The sequence below is a fragment of the Nocardia mangyaensis genome, assembly GCF_001886715.1.
GTDB lineage: Bacteria > Actinomycetota > Actinomycetes > Mycobacteriales > Mycobacteriaceae > Nocardia > Nocardia mangyaensis.
The window spans coordinates 2,975,723-3,000,241 of record NZ_CP018082.1 but is presented as its reverse complement, the minus strand read 5'-3'; the positions used below and the strand labels follow the sequence as shown (position 1 = coordinate 3,000,241).

At 70.8% G+C, this 24,519-nt stretch carries 1 protein-coding gene and 1 pseudogene (1 of these 2 running past the window's edge); both read right to left on the bottom strand.

The window, feature by feature from the left end:
* Nucleotides 1-10,675 carry the 5' portion of a type I polyketide synthase gene (locus BOX37_RS13505; protein ID WP_071927947.1) on the bottom strand. The gene continues 5,738 nt to the left of window position 1, outside the view, so 10,675 of the gene's 16,413 nt are visible here — the first part of the coding sequence; the start codon lies at nt 10,673-10,675; its stop codon lies beyond the left edge, outside the window.
* Nucleotides 10,672-24,519 (bottom strand): annotated as a pseudogene (locus BOX37_RS13500) (SDR family NAD(P)-dependent oxidoreductase); the annotation flags it as partial. The pseudogene BOX37_RS13500 and the gene BOX37_RS13505, both read right to left, overlap by 4 nt.

Genomic DNA, 24,519 nt, shown 5'->3' with positions numbered 1-24,519 from the left:
GAGAGTCGAATCCCAGTTCGGTGAACGGTGTTTCGGCGCCGATGTCGTCGGGTGTCGCATGGCCGAGCACCGCAGCGGCGTGCTCGCGCACGACACTGAGCACGATCGCGTCGTGCCGCTCCGGCGCCGCGGCGGCCAGCCGCGGCGCGAGCGCGCCGGAGGGCTCCGTTCGACGGGCAGGTGCGGCCACCAGGGAGCGCAACAGCGCGGGCAGCGTGCTTGCCCGCGCCTGCTGAGCGAGGCTCGGCAGATCGAATTCGATGCCGGCGACCATCGGTGTCTGCGCCCCGAGCGCAGCATCGAACAGCGCCAGTCCGTCGGCATCGGTGAGCATCCGCAGGCCCTGACGCGCGAACCGGGCCTGCGCATCCGGGCCCATCGCACCGGTCATCCCGACCGCCTGATTCCACGGTCCCCAGGCGAGCGCGACACCCGGCAGTCCAGCGGCGGCCCGCTGCTGCGCGAGCGCGTCGAGGAACGCGTTCGCCGCGGCGTAGTTGCCCTGCCCGGGCGCGCCGACACTGGCGGCTACCGAGGAGAACAGCACGAACGCGGAGAGCTCGCGATCGCGGGTCAGCTCGTGCAGTGCGAGTGCCCCGTTCACCTTCGGTGTCAGCACCCGGTGCACCTGATCGGCGGTCAGCGCGGCTACGCCGGCGTCGTCGACGACGCCGGCTGCGTGCACCACTGCCGTCAGTGTCGGCGTCTGCGCCAGCAGAGCCGCCAGCGCGACGTGGTTGGCGACGTCGCAGGCCGCCAGGCGTACCTTGGCGCCGCGCGCGGTCAACTCGGCCACGAGTTCCGCCGCGCCGTGAGTGTTTTCACCGCGCCGCGACGTGAGCAGCAGATCGCGGACGCCGTGTGTATCGACCAGATGCCGGGCGAGGAGTGCGCCGATGCCGCTGACGCCTCCGGTGATCAGCACGGTGCCCGCGGTCAGCGTCGGAGCCGGGACAGGCTGTACCGGCACATAGCGGGGCACCAGCAGGCGCCCGTCGCGTGCGGCCAGCTGCGGCTCGTCGGCCGACAGCGCCGCTGCCACCAGGTCGATGGACAGCTCGCCGTCATGGTCGAGAAGCACGATGCGGCCGGGATATTCGGACTGCGCGCTGCGCAGCAGGCCCCGGATCGCCGCGGCGACCACATCGGGTGTCTCGCCGGGCAGACCGGCGGCCCGCTGGGTCACGGCGACCAGGCGCGCATCCGTCAGGCGCACCTCACGCAACCAGGTTTGCAGGGTCGTCAGCGCGGCCTGAACGGCGGAGTGCACCCCGTCGGCGGCCGAGGCGGTCGTATTGTCGGACTGTGCTTCATCGGCGGCGGTCGTGATCGGCCAGATCACTACCTGCGGCAGTGCACCCGACGCGGCGTTGGCGACGAGTTCATCGAGGTTCGCATGTCTTGTGACGGCTGCGTCGGCGAGTCCCGGTAGCGGTTCGCCGCCGAGCTGGGCCAGTCGAGACACCGGTTCGATCGGCGTGCTGTCCGAGAATTCGACCGCGTGCCAATCGATCCGGTGCAGGGGCAGGCGCGTTCCGACGCCCGCGCGCACGGTCTGCGCGTCCACGGGCCTGGCATGCAGCGCGTCCAGGCGAGCCACCAGGGCGCCGTCCGCGTCGACGAGCTCGATTCGGACGCGCTCGGTACCCGTGCGAGTCAGCCGGGCGCGGACCGCGGACGCGCCCCGTTGGACGGTGCGCAGGCCGCTGTACGAAAAGGGCAGCGGCACAGCACTTTCCGGCATATCCTCGGCGAGGACGCTGATCGCGGCATGCAAGCTCGCGTCGAGCAGGGCCGGATGCACTCCGTACCGCCCTGCCGTCGCGGCAGCGACCTCGTCGAGTGTGATGTCGGCGAAAACGTCGTCGGCGTTGCGCCAGGCCGCCGTCACGCATTGGAACGCCGTGCCATAGCCGAGGCCGAGGGCGGCCAGGTCGTCGTACAGGTCGGCGACGTCGATCGGGTTCCCCGAAGGCGACCAGGCGTCGATCGCCTGCGGGACGTGCTCGGAGACGTCATCCGCGGCGAGCAGCGTGCCGGTGGCGTGCAGCGTCCACTCCTGACCGGAGCCGACGCGGCCCGCGATCGGGGCGGAACGGATCTCGAGCGCGCGGCGGCCGGTGGCGTCGGGCGCGGCGGCCCACACCTGCACTCGCACGGCGCTGTCCGCGGCCAGCCGCAGGGGCGCGGCGAGCAGCAGCTCGTCGATGCCCGCGGCGCCGAGCGCGGCGGCCGCCGCCGACGCCAACTCCAGGAATCCGGCACCGGGCAGCAGCACGGTGCCGAAGACGGCGTGGTCGGCGAGCCACGGCTGCGCGCCGACGGAAAGCCTTCCCGTGAATATCCATTCGTCCTTGCCTGCCAACGACGTCATGTCGTGCAGCAGTGGATGGTCGAAGGAGCCCGCACCGTGCTCGACGGTCGGCGTCAGCCAGTAGCGGCGGTGCTCGAAGGCGTAGCGCGGCAGCTCGACGCGGGTCGCCGAGCGGGATGTGAGCAGCGGTGCCAAGTCCACCGCGACGCCCGCGCAGTACACGGCCGCGAGCGCGGTCGAGAACTGCTCGGCCTCATCGACAGCACGCCGTCCGGCGGCGGTGACGACGGTCCGCGATTCCAGCTCAGCGGGCAACGACTGGCGCGTCATCGCCGTCAACACCGCATCCGGACCCAACTCGATAAACCGCCGCACACCCGAATCCACCAACGAACCCACCGCAGGCGCGAAACGAACCGCCGCACGCACCTGCCCGACCCAGTACCCCGCAGTCAGCAACTCCTCACCAGCCAACACACCAGAAACCGTGGAACACAACCGAATACGCGGTGGCTGATACGCCACACCCGCAGCCACTCGCTCGTACTCAGCGAGCATCGGCTCCATCAACACCGAATGGAACGCATGACTCACCGACAGACGGTTCGTCTTCACACCATCAGCGGACAGCTGCTCCGCCACGATCTCGATCGCTTCCACCGGGCCCGAGAACACCACCGCGGTCGGAGCGTTCACCGCCGCCAGAGAAGCGGCAACGACGAGCCCTAGCCCAGAACCACCGGAGCTGGCCCCAGCTCCGGTACCGGTGTCGGCCGCCAGCAACTCCAGCGCCCGCTCCTCACTGACCGCAGCCGCTAGCATCGCCCCACCCTCAGGCAAAGCACCCATCAAACGACCACGCGCAGCCACCAAACGACACGCATCCGACAGACTCCACACACCAGCCACATACGCCGCAGACAACTCGCCGATCGAATGACCAACCACCACATCCGGCACCACACCGAACGACTCGATCAACCGGAACAACGCCACCTCGAACGCGAACAACGCCGGCTGCGTGAACTCCGTCCGATCCAACAAACCCGCAGCGTCCTCGGACAGCGTCCCGACGCCACCGGCTCGATCGGAGGCGTCATCGGCGACCCGGTCGACCCCGGCCCCACCTTCCAGCGAGCCATCCTCGCCGAACATCACCGCACGCAGCGAAACACCAAGCAGGGCATCGAACTCCGCACAGACCTCGTCCAAAGCGCTGGCGAACACCGGGAACGCCGCAGACAAACCAGCACCCATCCCGACCCGCTGCGCACCCTGACCCGTGAACAGGAACGCCGTCTTGCCTGCCCCGACCGATCCGGTCAATACGCGTGGACTCGACTGTCCTGCGGCGAGATGGGCGAGTCCGGTCATCAGCTGCTCGCGGTCGCGCCCTACCACGGCGCCGCGATGCTCCAGTTGTGCCCGCGAATACCGAAGTGCCGCCGACACATCCGAGAGCCGCGCTTCCTCGTTCTGCGCCAGCCAGTCGTGCAGCCGCCGCGCCTGCTCCCGCAATGCCGGCTCCGACTTCGCCGACACCAGCAGCGGAGCCGACGCCGCTCGCGTGGTCGTGGCACTCGATGCCGCGGGGCCAGCCGGCCTGGAGACCGACGTGGGCACAGCGCCTGCCGTAGCCGGCCGCGGCGCCTCCTCCAGGATCACGTGCGCATTCGTCCCGCTGACGCCGAACGAGGACACACCCGCCCGGCGCGGACGATCGCCCGCCGTCCATGCCTCCGGTTCAGTGAGCAGTCGCACCGACCCCGCGGACCAATCCACCTGCGGCGTCGGCGTATCCACATGCAGGGTCGCCGGCAACACCTCGTGCCGCAACGCCTGCACCATCTTGATCACACCGCCGACACCGGCGGCCGCGACCGCATGCCCGATGTTCGACTTCAGCGATCCGATCCGCAGCGGCTCCGCGCGATCCTGCCCGTACGCGGCGATCAACGCCTGCGCCTCGATCGGATCGCCCAGGGTCGTGCCCGTGCCGTGTGCCTCCACCGCGTCCACCTCCGCGGGGACCAACCCGGCATTGGCCAGCGCCTGCGCGATCACCCGTTCCTGCGACGGACCGTTCGGCGCGGACAGCCCGTTACTGGCACCGTCCTGGTTCACCGCGGAGCCGCGGATCACTGCCAGAACGTGATGTCCATTGCGCACGGCGTCCGACAGGGGTTCCAGGACCAGCACGCCCACGCCCTCGGCGAAGGCGACGCCATCGGCGGCGGCGGAGAAGGACTTGCAGCGCGCGTCCGGCGACAGCCCGCGCTGGCGCGAGAAGTCGACAAAGATGTCGGGGCGCGCGGCGACGGTGACCCCGCCTGCCAGCGCCAGCGACGCCTCACCACTGCGCAGCGACTGGCAGGCCAGGTGCAGTGCGACCAGCGACGACGAACACGCCGTGTCGACGGTCACCGCGGGCCCTTCCAGGCCGAGCGTGTACGCGACGCGGCCGGAGACCACGCTGTGCGAGCCGCCGGTGAGCCGGTAGCCCTCCAATTCGCCGCCCACCAGATTGGCGTAACCGGACGAGCAGGCGCCGACGAAGACGCCCGCGTCCGTGCCGTGCAGCGTCTGCGGGTCGATTCCCGCGTCCTCCACCGCCTCCCAGGTGGTTTCGAGCAAGAGCCGCTGCTGCGGGTCCATCGCCGACGCCTCGCGCGGGCCGATGCCGAAGAAGCCGGCGTCGAAATCGGCCGCCCGCTGCAGGAATCCGCCCTGCGTCACATAGGTGGTGCCGGGCTGATCGGGGTCAGGGTCGAAGAGTCGCTCGAGGTCCCAGCCGCGGTCGGCCGGGAACTCGGTGATGGCGTCGGTCTGCGCCAACAGCAGCTCCCACAGCTCGGCGGGCGAGCCGACATCGCCCGGATACCGGCAGCTCATGCCGACGATCGCGATCGGTTCGTCGGCCCGCACGCGGCGGGTCGGGCGCGCCGGGGTTCTGGCGGTCTCCGCGCCGTCGAGGCGGCTGCGCACCAGCGCCGCGACGGCCGTCACGGTCGGATAGTCGAAGACGAGTGTCGACGGCAGCGTCACCCCGGCCGCGGTGGCGATCCGGTTGCGCAACTCGACGCCACCGAGCGAGTCGAATCCCAGCTCGGTGAACGAGGTCTCGACGTCGATCTCCGACGCGGAGGCGTGCCCGAGTACCGCGGCCGCGTGTCCGGCGACGAAATCGCGCACGACCCCGTCGCGATCGGCGTCCGCGGCGGCGATCAAGGCGCGCGCCAGTGCCCCGGTGCCTGTGGCACGGCGGGCGCGCGTCGGCGCCAGCTCGTGCAGGACGGTGGGCAGCAGCCCGCCGCGCGCCAGCGTCGCCACGGCAGCACGGTCGAATTCGACTCCTGCGACCAGGGTTTCGTCTTGCCCGAGGGCCCGGTCCAGCATTGCCAGGCCCACGTCTTCGGTCAGCGGGGCCAACCCCATGCGTTCCAGACGCGCGAATCCGGCCCGGCCGAGACCACCGGTCATCTCGCTGCTCGTCGTCCACGGGCCCCACGCCAGTGACTGCGCGGGCAGCCCGGCGGCGCGCCGTTGCAGCGCGAGTGCGTCGAGGGCACTGTTCGCGGCGGCGTAGACGGCCTGACCCGCGGAGCCGAGCAGTGCGGCGGCGGAGGAGAACAGGACGAATGCGGACAAGTTCGCATCCCGGGTCAGCTCGTGCAGATGCAGCGCGGCATCGACTTTCGGCGCCAGCACCCGCTCGATCTGCCCGGCGGTGATCGCGGTGAGCGTGGCGTCGTCGAGTACGCCTGCGGCGTGGATCACCGCCGTCAACGGCGCGTCGGCGGGGATCTGCGACAGCAGCTCCGACAGCGCGGCGCGGTCGGCGACGTCGCAGGCCCGCACCAGCGCGTGTGCGCCGAGTCCGGCGAGTTCGGCGACCAGTTCGGCGGCGCCTGCCGCGTCCGGGCCGCGACGCGAGGTCAGCAGCAGGTTTCGGACGCCGTGCCGTTCGACGAGGCGGCGGGCGGTCAAGGCGCCGAGCCCGCCGGTGCCGCCGGTGATCAAGACTGTGCCCGCGGCGAGACTCGGCACTTCATCCGCCCCCGCCTGCGGGCCGTCGACAGCCGCCGCGCTGTCGGATGCGCCGAGCGGGGGCGCGGCGAGGCGTCGCAGGCGCGGCGCCGACAATGCCTCAGCGCGTTGAGCGAGCTGTGGCTCCTCGGCGGCGAGCACCTGCGCGATCGTTGCGACCGAGATCGGCTCGACGTCGACGGCAGCCGGCTCGACGTCGAGCAGCACGATGCGGCCGGGGTGTTCGGACTGGGCGCTACGCAACAGACCCCACACCGCCGCGGCGGCCAGATCCGGGGCTTCCCCGGGCAGGCCGGCGGCGCCGCGGGTCACCACGACCAGGCGGGCGTCGGCGAATCGTTCGTCGACCAGCCAGGCGCGCACCGTGTCCAACGCCGCATGCAGGCTGGTACGAGTCGCCGTGGCGTGCCCCGCGGCGGTGGCGGGCACGGAAGGCGCCGTGTCCACTGTCCACACCACGGTCCGGACCGGCGTGACGGCGCGGTCGGGGGCGTCGAGCGCGGTTGTCAGCTCGGCGAGATCGGCGTGCCAGCAGTTGATTCCATCGATGGGCGTGGCGCCGAAACCCGTCACGTCGGTAGCGTCGGAATCCGCACGGAACACTACGCCCTCGCTCAACCGGTTCCACCGCACGTCGTACAGCACGGCGCTGTCGGTACCGGTCAGCGTGGCGAGATCGATCGGTCGGGTTCGCAGCGCATCGACCGCGAACACCGGTTCGCCGGCCTCATCGGCCGCATCGATTCGCACCTGCCCCGCACCGAGTCGCCGCAGACGCACCCGCACGGCGTCGGCGCCGGGCCGGAACACTCGGACTCCGTGGAGCGCGAACGGCAGCGGCAGCTGGCCCGGTGCCCATGAGCCCAGTTGCGACAGACCGTGGAGGGCGGCGTCGAACAGCGCCGGATGAATGCTGAAGCGGGCGGCGTCGGCGGCCGGGTCGAGAGACACCTCGGCCAGCACCTCGTCGCCGTGCAGCCAGGCGGCGGTCACGCCCTGGAAAACGGGTCCGTAGCCGAAGCCCATGTCTGCCAGCTGGTCGTAGAGGGCCTCGCCGGTCAGCGATTCGGCGTAGGTCGGCGGCCAGTCGGTGCCGTCCCACGGTGATCGAGCGACGTCGGCGGACGGTGCGAGCACACCTTCGGCATGCAGAGTCCACCCGGACTCCCCCGCTGCGGCGGCGACCCGCGAGTACACCGCAACCGTGCGCCTACCACAGTCGTCGCTGCTGCCGACAGCGAGCTGCACCTCGACGACACCGTCGCCGAGCAGCAACGGCGTCGCGAAGGTGAGCTCCTCCAGCTGGGCGCAGTCCAGTTGTGTCCCTGCGCACAGCGCCATCTCGGCCAACGCCGTACCGGGCACGACGACAGAGCCGAAGACCTGGTGATCCGCCAGCCACGGCTGGGTGGCGCGCGACAGGCTGCCGGCGAACACCCATTCCCCGCGGCCCGCGAGTTCGGCGGCGACGCCGAGCAGCGGATGGGCGGGGACGACCAGTCCGGCGGCCGTCACGTCGCCGACGCCGACCATCGGAGTATCTGTCCAGTAATGCTGGTGGACAAAGGAATACGTCGGCAGCGGTGGCAGGTCGTTCGGCGCGGCCGTCGGGCGTCGCACCGGCGCACCGGCGACGTGTGCGCGGGCGAGGGCGGCGGCGAACTGCGCGGGGCCGCCGTGCTCGCGGCGCAGTGTGCCGAGCACACTGATCCGCTCGGCCATGCCGATCTCGTCGGCGACACTTTCCACGCCGATGGTCAGTACCGGATGTGGGCTGGCCTCGAGAAAGCCGGTGACACCGGCGCGCATCAGGTTTCGAATCGATTCGGCGAACCGCACCGGCTCGCGCAGCGATCGGTACCAGTACGCGGCATCCAGCGTCGTGGTGTCGAGGTAGTCGGCGTGCACTGTGGAGTAGAAGGGGATCGTCGACGCGCGCGGACGCAGCGGAGCCAGATCGGTGAGAATGCGCTCGCGCAGCCCTTCGACGGCCTTCGAGTGCGACGGGTAGTCCACCGGGATGCGACGGGCCCACACGCCGTCGCGCTCGCAGGCTGCCAGGAATTCGTCGGTCGCCGCGAGTTCTCCGGCGATCACCGTCTGGCGGGGGCCGTTCTCGGCGGCCAGCGACAGCCGGTCGCCGTAGGCGGCGAGGCGTTCACACACCGCCTGGCTGCCGAGACCGACCGAGGTCATGGTTCCGAGTCCGGCGAGGTCTTCGGCGATGGCGCGACTGCGCAGCGCGACGACGCGCGCCGCGTCGTCCAGCGTGAGTGCGCCTGCGACACAGGCGGCGGCGATCTCGCCCTGCGAATGGCCGATCACCGCGTCGGGTTCCACGCCCTCGGCACGCCACTGTGCGGCGAGCGACACCATCACGGCGAACAGCGCGGGCTGCACGACGTCGACTCGGTCCAGTGCCGGGGCGCCGGGCTCCGCGCGCAGCACCTCGGTCAGCGACCAGTCGACGAACGGCGCCAGTGCCGATTCACACGCCGCGATCGACGCCGCGAACGGCCCGTCGGCGGCGAGCAGTTCGGCGGCCATCCCGGCCCACTGGCTGCCCTGTCCGGGAAAGACGAAAACCGTCTTGCGGGAGACAGCGCGGCCGAGGCTCACTGTGTCCGAGGCGACAACCGGCGCCGATTCGGCGAGGGCGGCGAGACCGGCGAGCACCTCGGCCCGGTCGGTCGAGGCCACCGCGGCGCGCCATTCCAAGTGGGCACGGGTCGCTGCCAAGGCGGTCGCCGTCGCGGCGAGATCCTGGTCGGGCCGTTCGACCAGCCACCGGCGCAGCGTCTCCGCCTGACCGCGCAGACCGGCCTCGGATTTCGCGGACAGCAGCAGTGGCAGCGCGGCCCCTGCCCATATCCCTGACCCGGCCTCGGTCGGCGCGGACGCGGTCGGGGCGGGAGCCTCTTCGAGGATCACGTGCGCGTTGGTGCCGCTGGCGCCGAAGGAGGAGACACCGGCGCGGCGCACGCGCTCGCCCGCAGGCCACGGCTCGTTGCCGGCGAGCAGCCGCACCGTGCCCACGCTCCAGTCCACGTGCGGGGTGGGGGCATCGACGTGCAGGGTGGCAGGCAGGGTGCCGTGCCGCAGCGCCTGCACCATCTTGATCACCCCGCCCACGCCCGCGGCCGCGGACGTGTGGCCGATATTGGATTTCAGCGAGCCGAGGCGCAGCGGCTCCGTGCGGCCGGGTCCGTAGGCAGCGACCAGGGCCTGCGCTTCGATCGGGTCGCCGAGGGTGGTGCCGGTGCCGTGCCCCTCCACCGCGTCGACATCAGCAGGCGCCAGCCCGGCGTTCGCGAGCGCCGCCCGGATCACCGCCTCCTGGGCCGGGCCGTTGGGGGCGGTGAGCCGGTTGCTGGCGCCGTCCTGGTTGACCGCGCTGCCGCGGATCACGGCGAGCACGCGGTGGCCGAGTCGCTGTGCGTCCGAAAGACGTTCGACGACGAGCAGGCCGAGCCCTTCGGAGAAGCCGGTGCCGTCCGCGGCTGCGGCGAACGCCTTGCAGCGCGCGTCCGGTGACAGCGCGCGCTGGCGGGCGAACGCGATGAGCAGTGTCGGATCGGGCATCACGGTGACGCCGCCGACCAGCGCCAGCGACGCGTCGCCCTGGCGCAGCGCCTGACCTGCCAGGTGCAGCGCGACCAGCGACGACGAGCACGCGGTGTCGACCGACAGCGCGGGTCCTTTGAACCCGAAGGTGTAGGCCACCCGACCGGACAACACGCTCGCCGAGACACCCAGGTACGCATGGCCTTCGGTCTCCGCGGACATCACTCCGGCGCCGATCCGGTCCCCGTAGGGCTGGTGGATCACCCCGGCGAACACCCCGACGTCGCTGCCACGCAGGGAGATCGGATCGATGCCGGCGTCCTCGAGCGCCTCCCATGAGGCTTCGAGCATCAGTCGCTGCTGCGGGTCCATCACCGCGGCCTCGCGCGGCCCAATTCCGAAGAAGCCGGGATCGAATTCGCCGACGCCGTCGAGGAATCCGCCCTCGCGGGTATAGATGGTGCCTGCGGCGTCGGGGTCAGGATCGAACAATCGCTCCAGGTCCCAGCCGCGGCCGGTCGGGAAGGGACCGACCGCGTCGACACCGGATTCGACCAGCTGCCACAGCTGTTCGGGGGTGCGGACACCACCCGGGTACCGGCAGCTCATGCCGACGATCGCGAGGGGCTCGCCGGACTGGGCCTCCAGTTCGGCGATGCGCTTGGTCGCGGTGCGCAAGTCGCCCGTGAGCTTGCGAAGGTACCTGCTGAGCCGCTCTTCGCTGCTTTCAGACCGTTGCGTGGCGCTCATAGGTGTCCAAACTCCTCATCGATCATTTCCAGAAGCTCCACATCGGAGCTGGACTCGATGTCGTCATACGACTCCGAGCCGGCACTTTCGCCCAGATGCGAAAGCAGTCGTTCACTGATGCCGCGCAGTCCGGACGCGGCGTCTTCGTCTCCGTGGACCTGCGCCAGGATGTCGTCGAGCAGTGACTCCAGCCGGGCCAGGTCGGCCGAAGACACAGCGGGCAGAACTGGCGGTGCCGACGGAACCTGATGGGCGGCTTGCTTGTACAGGTAGCCCGCCAGGTCGGTCGCGGTCGGGTAGTCGAACACGAGCGTCGACGGCAGCGACAGTCCGGTGGCCTTGGCGAGGCGGTTGCGGAATTCGATGCCGCCGAGGGAATCGAAGCCGAGCTCGTCGAAGCCCTGGTCGGCGCGAACGTCGTCGGGCGAGGCATAGCCGAGCACCGCCGCCGCCTGCTCGCGCACGACGTCGAGCACCACCGCTTCCCGACGCGCCTCGGGCGCGGCGGCGAGCCGAGCGCTCAACGTGGCGGTCGCCGACGCGCTCGTCCGCGCTCGGCGGCCCACGAACGCGCGCAATACCGCGGGCGTGGTCGTGCTGTGCGCGGCCAGCCGGAGCTCGTTCACGTCGAAGTTCAGCGGCACCGACACCGCGGTGTTCGCGGCGACCGCCGTGTCGAACATCCGCCAGCCCGCGGTCTGCTCGATCGGGACTAGTCCGAGGCGCGTCAGCCGGGTCAGGTCGGTGGCCGCCAGTCCGCCCGCCATGCCGCCGCCTTCCCACGGACCCCACGCCAGCGCGGTCGCGGGCAGACCGGCGGCGTGTCGACGCTGGGCCAGCGCGTCCAGGAATGCGTTGGCGGCGGCGTAGTTCGCCTGCCCGGCCGTGCCGATGACGCCGGCGATCGAGGAGAACAGCACGAACGCCGACAGTGGCTGATCCGCGGTCAGCTCGTGCAGATGCCAGGCCCCGTCGACCTTCGGAGCCATGACCCGAGCCAGTTGCTCGGGCGTCAAGGTCGCGAACGCGGCGTCGTCGAGCACGCCGGCCGCGTGCACGACCGCGGTGAGCGGCTGATCGGCCGGAATCGATGCGAGTAGCGCGGCTGTGGCGTCGCGGTCGGCGACATCGCAGGCCACGACGCGCACGGCTGCGCCGAGTTCGGCGAGCTCGTTCACCAGTTCCGCGGTGCCCGGCGCCGCAGCACCGCGACGCGAGGTCAGCAAGAGCTTGCGGACGCCGAGCCGACGCACGAGGTGACGTGCCAGGTCGGCACCGAGGCCGCCGACGCCGCCGGTGATCAACACCGTGCCCGCGCCGAATTTCGGCGCCGGGCCCACTCGGTCTGCCACCGTCAACCGCGGCGCCACGAGCCGGTCGCCGCGCACCGCCAGCTGCGGCTCCTCGGCTGCCAGGGCGGCACGCACCGTGTCGGCGTGCGGGGGCGCGCCGGACCAGTCGAGCTGGACGATCCGGTCCGGGTATTCGGTCTGCGCGACGCGAACCAGTCCGCGAATCGCCGCGGCCGCGAGGTCGGGCGTCTCGCCGGGCAGTCCGGCGCCGTCGCGGGTGAGCACTACGAGCGTGCGGTCAGCGAACCGGTCCTCGCGCAGCCACCGTTGCAGGGTCGCCGATGCCGCCGTAGTCCGCGCGGATACCTCGGTGGCGGTCGTGGCCGCTGCCGCGGGCGCCCACGCCACCACGGTCGGCAGGTCGGTGGCAGCCGCGAGTGCGTCGATGTCGGAATACTGTTGTGCGACATCGACCAGCGAGATCTCGCCGAGCGAGGCGAGCCGTTCGGTCCCGGCGGCGATGTCGGTCACCGGCACCCAGTCCAGTTCATAGATCTCGTGCTTGCCCGCGCCGAGCGAACTCCGGAACTGCTCGACGTCGTAGGCACGCATCACGGCCTCGTCGATCGAGACGACGGGGCGTCCGGCCGGATCGATCGCAGCGACCGAGATGGTCTCGGCACCGTCGGCGATGGCGAGCACGCGCAGCGTCGTCGCCTTTCGCACGTCATGGAATCGGGTCCCGCCCCACCGGAACAGCAGTCGGCCCTCGGTCGGGTCGCCGTCGCGTTCAGGCCAGATCAAGCAGGCCAGACCAGCGTGCATGATCATGTCGAACAGCGCCGGATGCAGGTCGAAGCCGCCGGGCTCGCCATCGAGCACGATCTCGGAGAACACCTCGTCGCCGCGCTGCCATGCGGCCCGCACGCCGATGAACGACGGACCGTACTCAAGCCCGGCAGCGCGCGCCACCTGCGCCGGAATCCATTCCGGTGCGACAGGTGTCGCCCCGACGGGCGGCCACGCCTCGGCGCGCAACCGCTCCATGAGCGATTCGGTCGCCGGCCGATCCGGGGTCAGCACGCCGCTGGCGTTGCGCACCCAGTCCCCCTCGCCGACCCGATAGGAGAACACGAAGGGGCGCCTGCCCTGCTCATCCGGTGCCTCGACCAGCACCTGGAGCCGCACCTCGCCGACATCGGGCGGTAGCACGGGCGCCTCGAGCGTGAGCTCCTCGACGCCGGCGCAGCCGACCTCGGCGGCGGCCGCCAGCAGCATTTCCATGAGCGCGGCACTCGGCATGAGCACGACGCCGTAGGTGGCGTGGTCGGCGAGCCACGGATGGGTCTGCTGTGACACTCGCCCGGTGAACAGGTACTCGTCACGGCCCGCGACCGGAACGACCTCGGTGAGCATCGGATGCCCTTGGTCGCTGTCCGCCGGAACGCCATCGGCGTGCGGGCGGGGCGGCAGCCAGAAGCGCTCATGCTGGAACGCGTAGGCGGGCAACGATACTCGCCGCACGTCGCGGCCGGCGAACAGCGGCGCCCAGTCGATGGCCAGGCCGGCACAGTGTGCGTCCGCGAGCGCCATCGTGACCTGCTCGACCTCGTCGACCGTGCGACGGGCCGCCGCGATCACCGCCGAGCGGGCCGCGACCGGCTCGGGCAAGGTCTGCCGCGTCATCGCCGTCAACACCGCATCCGGACCCAGCTCGACAAACCGCCGCACACCCGAATCCACCAACGAACCCACCGCAGGCGCGAAACGAACCGCCGCACGCACCTGCTCCACCCAATACCCCGCAGTCAGCAACTCCTCACCAGCCAATACACCAGACACCGTGGAACACAACCGAATACGCGGCGCTTGGTACACCACCGACCGCGCAACCTGCTCGTATTCGGCCAACATCGGTTCCATCAACACCGAATGGAACGCATGACTCACCGACAACCGGCTCGTCTTCACCCCATCAGCCCTCAGCTGAGCCTCGAGCACCGAAATCGCCGCAACCGCACCGGAGAACACCACCGCATCCGGAGCATTCACCGCCGCCAAAGACACCGAACCCGGCGCCGAAACAGCCTCTGCCTCAACACCTTCAACGACCCAGATCCCGGCCGCCAGCAACTCCAGCGCCCGCTCCTCGGTCACCGCAGCCGCCAACATCGCCCCACCCGAAGGCAGAGCACCCATCAAACGACCACGCGCAGCAACCAAACGACACGCATCCGACAGACTCCACACACCAGCCACATACGCCGCAGCCAACTCGCCGATCGAATGACCAGCCACCACATCCGCAGTGACACCGAACGACTCGATCAACCGGAACAACGCCACCTCGAACGCGAACAACGCAGGCTGCGTGAACTCCGTCCGATCCAACACACCCGCAGCGTCATCGGCGACGACCCGGTCGACCCCAGCCCCACCTTCTCGCGAGCCATCCTCGCCGAACATCACCGCACGCAGCGAAACACCCAACGACGCATCGAACTCCGCACAGACCTCGTCCAAAGCCGCAGCGAACACCGGGAACGCCGCAGACAACCCGGCACCCATCCCGACCCGCTGCGCACCCTGACCCGTGAACAGGAACGCTGTGTCGCCAGCGGCTGCCGTACTGACCGAGACATCGACATCCCCGGCCGCGAGGCGGGCCAGACCGGCCAGCAACTCGCCACGGTCGCGGCCGACGACGGACGCGCGGAATTCCAGCTGCGCCCGCGTCCGCAGCAGCGCGGCGGCCACGTCGACGGCATCGACATCGGCACTGCCGTCGATGGACTCGGTTGACGTACTGCCCGGCTGTGTCCGCAGCCAGGTGTGCAGGCGCTGTGCCTGCGCAGCCAACGCCGCCTCCGACGACGCGGTCACCACCCAGGGAACAAACTCCGAATGCGTCTGCGGTGCTGACGCGTCGACGGTCGGCCACGGTTCCGGTGCCTCTTCGAGAATGGCGTGCACATTGGTGCCGCTGACGCCGAACGACGAGACTCCGGCCCGACGCGGGCGGTCGCCCGCGGGCCACGGCTCGGCCTCGGTGAGAACTCGAACCGCGCCCGTCGACCAGTCGACATACGGCGACGGCGCATCCACGTGCAAGGTCGCGGGCAATGTCTCGTGCCGCAGCGCCTGCACCATCTTGATCACGCCACCGACGCCTGCCGCGGCGACGGTGTGACCCACATTCGATTTGAACGATCCGATGCGCAGCGGCTCCGTTCGACCCTGCCCGTAGGCGTTGATCAACGCCTGCGCCTCGATCGGGTCCCCGAGCGTGGTGCCTGTGCCGTGCGCTTCGACGGCGTCGACGTCGAGCGGCGTCAGTCCGGCGTTCGCGAGGGCCTGCGCGATCACGCGCTCCTGCGACGGACCGTTCGGCGCCGTGAGGCCGTTACTTGCGCCGTCCTGGTTCACCGCGGTGCCACGCACCACCGCGAGCACCCGGTGGCCGAGCCGCTGCGCATCCGACAACCGCATCAGGACGAGCACACCGACGCCCTCGGAAAACGCGACGCCGTCGGCAGCGGCGGAGAACGCCTTGGACCGCCCGTCCGGCGACAGGCCGCGCTGGCGCGCGAAGTCCTGGTACAGGTAGGGGCTGGCGGCCACCGTAACGCCACCGGCCAGCGCCAGCGACGTCTCGCCCTGCCGCAGCGCCTGGCACGCCAAGTGCAGCGTCACCAGCGATGACGAGCAGGCGGTATCCACTGTCACCGCCGGACCCTCGAGTCCGAACACGTAGGACACCCGCCCCGAGATCACGCTGTGCGTGGTGCCGGTGAGTCGGAATCCTTCGAGATCGCCGGTGACTCGCGTGTTGTAGTCCGAGGTGCAGGCGCCGGTGTAGACGCCCGCATCGGTGCCGCGCAACGTCGACGGGTCGATGCCCGCGTCGGCGAGCGCATCCCAGCTGGTCTCGAGCAGCAGCCGCTGCTGCGGGTCCATGGCCAGCGCCTCGCGGGGGCTGATGCCGAAGAAGGCGGGATCGAATTCGCCTGCGTTGTACAGGAATCCGCCGTGCCGGGTGTACACGGTGCCCGGCTGGTCGGGATCCGGGTCGAACAGCCGGTCCAGGTCCCAGCCGCGATCGGTCGGAAACGGTCCGATCGCGTCGGTTTCCGAAGCCACCAGTTCCCAGAGCTGTTCGGGTGTTTCGACCCCGCCCGGGTAACGGCAGCTCATGCCGACGATCGCGATCGGCTCGTCGGCACGGACCCGGCGGGGTGCGGGCCGTGCCTGCAGGGCGGCGGCACCGTCGACTTTCGACAGCAGCATCGCCGCGACCGCCGCGGCGGTCGGATAGTCGAACACCAGAGTGGACGGCAGCGCCACTCCTGTGGCCTTGGCAAGGCGGTTGCGGAATTCGACGCCGCCGAGGGAGTCGAAACCGAGCTCGTCGAAACCCTGGTCGGGACGAATGTCGTTGGCCGAGGCGTGCCCCAGCACCGTCGCCGCCTCCGCGCGCACCAGATCCAGCACCACGGCGGCATGTCGCTCGACCGGGGCCTGCGCAAGCCGGGCGCCGAGCGAGCCGGTGTCGGCGGCCGCAGTCGGGGTCGCGCGGCGAACGAAGCCGTGCAGCACCGCAGGCACCGCGTCGACGTCGGTAGTCCGGCGCAGGGCGCCGGCGTCGAATCGCACCGGCGCCAGGTGCGCGGCCCCACCTGCCACGGCAGCATCGAACAGGCGCATGCCGTCGACGGCATGCAGCTGATGCAGCCCCCACCGCTCCCAACGGGCCAGTCCGGCCCCGTCCAAGCCGGCGGTCATGCCGCTGCTCTGCTCCCACGGGCCCCAGGCCAGCGCGGTCGCGGGCAGCCCCGCCGCGCGTCGATGCTGCGCCAGCGCGTCGAGGTAGGCATTGGCGGCGGCGTAGTTCGCCTGGCCCGCTGAGCCCAGCAGTGCGGCGGCGGAGGAGAACAGGACGAAAGCCGACAGGTCGAGCTCGCGGGTGAGCTGATGCAGCTGCCAAGCCGCCGCGGCCTTCGGTGCGAAGACGCGCTCGAGCTGACGAGGAGTGAGAGTGTGCACGGCGGCGTCGTCGAGCACACCAGCCGTGTGCACGACGCCGGTCAGTTCGCCGCCGACGGCATTCAGCAATGCGGCCAACGCGTCGGGGTCGGCGACGTCGCAGGCTTGCACCCGAACATCGGCGCCCAGTTCGGCGAGCTCGACGGTCAGCGCGTCGGCGCCGGGTGCGGCCGGGCCGCGCCGGGAGACCAGCAACAGACCGCGCACGCCGTGCGCCCGGACCAGGTGACGGGCGACGATCGCGCCGAGTCCGCCGGTGCCGCCGGTGACGAGCACGGTGCCGGTGCCGAAGTCGGGCCGGTCGGTGTTCGTGGGAGCGCCGACGAGGCGCGGCGCCAGTAGCACCGCATTCCGCAGCGCCAGTTGGGGTTCCGCGGTGGCGATGACTGCCGCGGCAGCGGCGCCGTCCAGGGGCTCCGCGCACGCCTTCGGGTCGAGGTCGAGCAGCGTGAAACGTCCGGGATGTTCGGACTGCGCACTGCGCACCACACCCCAGATCGCGGCGGTCGCCGGATCCGGTGAAACCGAGCCCGCCGCCACGGCGCCACGGGTGACCAGCACCAGTCGGGCAGCGGAGTAACGAGGTTCGGCGAGCCACTCGCGCAGCAGCGTGTGCGCCGTCTGTACCAGTTCGAGCGCCGTTTCCGCGTCCGCCGCGTCGATGACGGGGGCGTGCCACACCACGACATCCGGGATGTTCTCCGCTGCGACGAGTTCCGCGGTAGTCGGATACCGCGCGTCGATGTTGGCGACCGCCGCGCCAAGGGCGGCAAGAGTCGGAGCCGGGCCTGCGGTGGCCGGAATCTGTACCCAGTCGAGCTCGAGCAGAGTCGCGACAGCGCCGGGCAGTTCGGCACGGAACGCGTTCACATCGTAGGGCCGCATGACGACTGCGTCGACGGACACCACCGGGTTTCCGGCCGCGTCGACCGCGGCGACCGAGATGGTCTCCGCCCCGGTCGATACGGCGAGCACCCGGAGCGAGGTCGCGGCGGGTGCGGCGGCGTGCATGCGGGCCCCACCCCAGCGGAACAGCAATCGTCCGGCGGACGGGTCGCCGTCGGCGTCGCGCCAGATCAAGCCGGCGAGGCCGGCATGCATCACCAGGTCCAGCAGCGCCGGATGCAGGCCGAAGCGGCGCGTGTCGGGGGCGGCGGCTGTATCGAGGGTGATCTCGGAGTACACGGCACCGCCGCGCTGCCACGCGGCATCGACGCCGAGAAACGCCGGCCCGTACTCCAGTCCGGAGCCGAGTGCGATCTGCTCGGGAACCCAGGCGGGTGCCAGGATTTCGGCGTCGGCGGGTGGCCACGGTTCGGTGCGCAGCTGTTCGAGCAGTGCGTCACTCCCGGACCAGACGGGCGCCAGCATGCCGCTGGCGTTGCGCACCCACTCGCCGTCGCCCGCGCCGTCGACGAGGCGGAACGAGAACACGAAGGACCGACGACCGCTGCCGTCGGGGTCCTGCACCGCGACCTGCAGTTCGATCTCGCTGTCCTCGGTGGGCAGCATCGGGGCATGCAACGTCAGCTCGTCGACGACGCCACAGCCGATCCGGTCGCCTGCCGTCATCAGGAACTGCACCAGGGTGGCGCTCGGGACGACGATGACACCGTAGGTCATGTGGTCGGCTACCCACGGCTGAGCCCGCATCGAGATGCGGCCGGTGAACATCCATTCGTCCGTACCCGCGATCGGAACGACCCCGGTGAGCAGCGGATGCGCGGTGGAGTCGGTGTCCCTCGGCGCCGCGGCCAACCAGTAGCGCCGATGTTGGAAAGCGTAGGCGGGCAGTTCGAGCCGGGTGGCGGGACGGTTCGCGAACAGCGGCGCCCAGTCCACCGCGGTACCGGCGCAGTGCAGTGCCGCGAGCGCCGAGGTGAGCTGTGTCGCCTCGTCGGCGGTCCGGCGCGCGCAGGCGACGGCGAGCACCTCGGCGTCGAGTTCGGCGGGCAGCGTCTGACGGGTCATCGCTGTCAGCACCGCGTCGGGGCCGAGCTCGAGAAAGCGCTTGACACCGGCGTCGAGCAAGGACTGCACGCCGGGCGCGAACCGCACAGTGGCCCGCACCTGCGCCGCCCAGTACTGCGGGGTGAGTAGCTCGTCGCCGGCGGCGACACCGGACACGTTCGAGACCACCGGAATTCGCGGCGGGTGATAGTCGACCTCGGCGGCGATCTGTTCGAATTCGGCGAGCATCGGCTGCATGAGTTCGGAGTGGAACGCATGACTCACCCGCAGCCGACTCGACTTCACGCCCTCGGCCGTCAGCGACTCCCGAAGCGCGGAAACAGCCTCGACCGCACCGGAGAACACCACCGCGTTCGGAGCATTCACCGCCGCCAGAGACACAACACCGACCCACGAGGCAGCCCCGCCTTCGGGACCGGTTCCGGACGCCAGCACCTCCAGCGCCCGCTCCTCGGTCACCGCGGCCGCCAACATCGCCCCACCCTCAGGCAAGCCACCCATCAAACGACCACGCGCTGCAACAAGTCGACACGCATCCGACAGACTCCACACACCAGCCACATACGCAGCCACCAGCTCACCGATCGAATGACCCGCCACGACATCTGGCACCACACCGAACGACTCGACCAGCCGGAACAACGCCACCTCGAACGCGAACAACGCGGGCTGAGTGAACTCCGTCCGATCCAACAAGCCCGGGTGCTCGGCGTCATCGCCGACACCACCGGGACGATCGGAGGCATCACCGGGCACGACCCGCTCGACGTCGGCACCGCTCCCCAAGCCATCGCCGAACATCACCGCCCGCAGCGAAACACCCAGCAACGCATCGAACTCCGCACACACCTCATCCAACGCGGCAGCGAACACCGGGAACCCGGCATATAAGCCAGCACCCATCCCCACTCGCTGCGCACCCTGACCCGTGAACAGGAACGCAGACTTCCCCGTTCCCACCACCCCGTCAACAACACCGGAACCACTCACACCAGAAGCCAACCCCGCAAGCGCGGCCGATAGCTCCTCACGATCACGCCCGAACACCGCCCCCCGATGATCCAACTGCGCACGCGAATTCCACTGCGCCGCCGCGACATCCGACAGCTCCGCGTCGCGGTTCTCCTGTAGCCAGTCGTGCAGCCGCAGCGCCTGCGCCCGCAACGCCGACTCCGACTTCGCCGACACCAACAGCGGGGCAGCAACACTCACCGCACCGCTCTCGTCCGCGCCACCCGATACCGCTGCGGCGCCGCCCGACGAAGCCGGCCGCGAACCACCGAGCGCTGGCACAGGGGGCGGCGCTTCTTCGAGGATCACATGCGCGTTCGTGCCACTGATCCCGAACGACGACACACCCGCCCGACGCACCCGATCACCCTTAGGCCACGACTCCGAGTCCGTCAGCAGGCGTACCGCACCCGCAGACCAATCCACATGCGGCGTCGGCGCATCCACATGCAGGGTCGCGGGCAACGTTTCGTGCCGCAGTGCCTGCACCATCTTGATCACACCGCCGACACCGGCGACCGCGACCGCATGCCCGATATTCGACTTCAACGATCCGATCCGCAACGGCTCCGCGCGATCCTGCCCATAGGCGGCAATCAGCGCCTGCGCCTCGATGGGATCACCGAGGGCGGTGCCCGTGCCGTGCGCTTCGACCGCGTCGACATCGGCTGCGGCCAGCCCCGCATTGGCCAGCGCCTGCGCGATCACCCGCTCCTGCGACGGACCGTTCGGCGCGGTCAACCCGTTACTCGCACCATCCTGATTGACCGCACTCCCGCGCACCACCGCCAGAACGTGATGTCCGAGCCGCTGTGCGTCCGAGAGCCGCATCAACGCGACCACACCGACCCCTTCGGACCACACGACGCCGTCGGCGGCGGCAGCGAAGGCCTTGCTGCGCGCATCCGGCGACAGCCCGCGCTGTCGCGCGAAGTCCACGTAGAGATTCGGGCTCGCGGCCACGGTGACGCCACCGGCCAGCGCCAGCGACGCCTCACCACTGCGCAGCGACTGGCAGGCCAGGTGCAAGGCGACCAGCGACGACGAACACGCCGTGTCGACGGTCACCGCCGGCCCCTCCAGGCCCAGCGTGTAGGCGACTCGACCCGAGACGACGCTGTGCGAGGTTCCGGTGAGCCGGTAGCCCTCCAGGTCACCGACCACGCGCTGTGAGTAGCCGGAGGAGCAAGCACCGACGAAGACGCCTGCGTCCGTACCGTGTAGCGTCTGCGGGTCGACACCCGCGTCCTCCACCGCCTCCCAGGCAGCTTCGAGCATGAGTCGCTGCTGGGGATCCATCGCCGACGCCTCGCGCGGGCTGATGCCGAAGAACTCGGCGTCGAATCCTGCGGCGTCGGCGAGGAATCCGCCCTCGCGGGTGTACACCGTGCCTGGGTTGTCGGGGTCGGGATCGAACAGCCGCTCCAGATCCCAGCCGCGGTCAGTCGGGAATGGGCCGATGGCGTCTCGGCCCTGCGAGACCAGCTCCCACAGCTCCTTCGCCGAGCGAACGCCACCCGGAAAACGGCAGCTCATCCCGACGATCGCGATCGGCTCGGAGGTCTGTGCGCGATGGGTCATCCGCACGGCGGCACCGGCGACGCCGTCGAGCGAACGACGCAGCAGCCCCGCGACAGCGGTGGCGGTGGGATGGTCGAATACCAACGTGCGCGGGAGCCTCGCCCCGGTCGCGCGGACCAGACGGTCGCGCAGTTCGACGCCGCTGACGGAGTCGAACCCGAGCTTGGTGAACGGCAACTGCGGGTCGATCGCGTCGGCGTCGGCATGGCCGAGCACCGCGGCAGCGTGCTCGCGGACCGCGGCGAGCACCACGGCGTCGCGGTCGCGCTCAGGAGTCCGCGCGAGCCGCTGCGCGAACTCGCTGGTCACGGCGGGTCGTGCGGAGGCAGTCGCCTTCGGCGTGGAAATGACAGACGGCGTCACGACACCATCGCCCTGCTGCCAGACGGTGTGGCGGGCGAAGACATAGGAGGGCAAGTCGATGCTGGCGGCGATGGGTGCGAGCACCGTCGGATCGACGGTGACGCCGAGGCAGTGCGCGGCGGCGAGGGCGGTAGCGAACTGCTCCGGCCCGCCCCGTCCTCGCTGTAGCGTTCCGAGTACTGCCGTCTGCTCACCCCGGCCGATCGACTGCACGGTGAGCTCTACGCCCATGGTGAGCACCGGATGCGGGCTCATCTCGAGAAAGGCGTCGATACCGGAATCCGCCAACGTCTGTACGGCGTCGGCGAACCGAACCGGTTCGCGCAGCGACCGATACCAGTAGGCGGCGCCGAGGGTCGTGGTATCCAACGGCGCGGCGGTGACGGTGGAGACGAACTCGGTCGTGGCGGCGCGCGGCTCGATCGGCGCCAATTCGTCGAGTAGCCGCTCCCGCAGGCGCTCAACGGCCCGCGAATGAGACGGGTAGTCCACCGGAATTGCCCTGGCCCACACACTATCTCGGTCACAGTCGGCCAGGAATTCGGCGAGGGCGGCGGTGTCGCCCGCGATCACCGTCTGCGCGGGCCCGTTGACCGCTGCCAGCGACAGCCGTTCACCGTAGGCCGCGAGCCGCGTCCGGGCAGCCTCGGCGCCGAGACCGATCGATGCCATCCCGCCGTGCCCGGCCAGACCTTCGGCGACCGCGCGCGACCGCAGCGCGACGACGCGCGCCGCGTCGTCCAGCGACAGCGCGCCCGCGAGGTACGCGGCCGCGATCTCGCCCTGCGAATGTCCGACCACCGCGGCCGGTTCCACCCCCGCGGCCCGCCAGTGCCGGGCCAGCGACACCATCACCGAGAACAGCGCAGGCTGCACGACGTCCACCCGCTCCAGCGACGGCGCACCGGGTACTGCGCGCAGCACATCGGTGAGCGACCAGTCGACGAACGGCGCGAGCGCCGCCTCGCAATCCGCGATCGCGGCGGCGAATTCGCCGCCGTCGGCGAGCAGTTCGGCGGCCATACCCTCCCATTGACTGCCCTGGCCCGGGAATACGAAGGCGACCCGGCGCGGCACCGCGCGCCCCGGTGGCACCGCCGCGGCGTCCGCGGCGTCGGGGTCGGTCAGGGCGCTGAGCCCGGCGAGCAGGGTGGCGCGGTCGCGGCCGACGACGGCGGCCCGCCATGGCAGCTGGGAGCGGGTGCGCAGCAGGGAGTGCGCGATGTCGGCGGGGTCGGCGTCGGGCCGTGCGGCCACCCAGTCACCGAGCCGGGCGGCCTGATCGGTGATCGCGGTGTCGCTGTGCGCCGATAGCACCCAGGTCACGGCGGATTCCGCGGTGATCCCGTGCTCCGCGGTGGCCGTCGCGGGTGCGGCCTCGAGCAGGGCGTGGACGTTCGTGCCACCCATGCCGAAGGCGGAGACGCCCGCGCGGCGGATCGGCGCATCGGTCCACGACTCGACCTCGGTGACTACCCGAAGACGCAGCTCCGCCAGCGGGATCCGCGGATTCGGCGCCTGAAAGTGCAGGCTGGGAACGAGACTGCCGCGATGCAGACACAGCGCGGTCTTGATCAGCCCGGCGATGCCTGCCGCAGCCTCCAGGTGCCCGATGTTGGACTTCACCGAGCCGACGGCCAGCGCGTCCGTGCGGCCCGCGCCGTACACCGCGCCGAGCGCGGCGGCCTCGACCGGATCACCGGCCGGGGTGCCGGTGCCGTGCAGTTCGATGTACTGCACCGACCCGGCGTCCACCGCGGCACCGGCGAGCGCCGCCCGGATGGCGTCTTCCTGCGCGGCCTGGCTCGGCGCGCTGAGTACGCCGTGCTCGTTGCCGTTGTTGGCGGCCGTGCCGCGGATCACCGCGTACACCCGGTCGCGGTCTGCCAAGGCGCGGTCCAGCGGCTTCAGCACCACGACGCCGCCGCCCTCGCCCCGCACGAAACCATCGGCCGCGGCATCGAATACGCGGCACTTTCCGGTCGCGGACTGCGCGCCGAATTCGGCGATGCGATCGCCACTGCGCGCGGACAGAATCAGGTTCACGCCACCGGCCAGCGCCAGTTCGGTCTCACCGCTGCGCAGGCTCTCGACGGCCAGATGCACCGCGACCAGCGACGACGACTGCCCGCTGTCCACCACGAGGCTGGGACCGGTGAGGCCGAAGAAGTTGGACACGCGGTTGGCGATGATGCCGCGACTCGACCCCCACAGCGAGTGGCGGGTCACCCCCTCGCCACCCCGCAGCGCGGCGAGTTCGGTGAAATCACTACCCGTGCAGCCGAAGAACACCGCGCTGCGCAGCCCGGCGCGACGTTCCAGGGTCGCGCCCGCGTCTTCGAGTGCCGCCCAGCTCAATTCGAGGGCCAGCAGCTGCTGTGGGTCGAGTGCCCGTGCCTCATTCGGTGAAACGCCGAAGAAGTCCGGATCGTATTCGCCGGCCCCGTCCAGGAATCCGGCGCGTTCGGTGAGACCGGACCGGTCGTCGGGCGCTGCCCCGACCGCGTCATGTCCCTCGTGCAGCAACCGCCAGAAACTGTCGAGATCCGCCGCACCCGGCATTCTGCAGGCCATACCGACGAT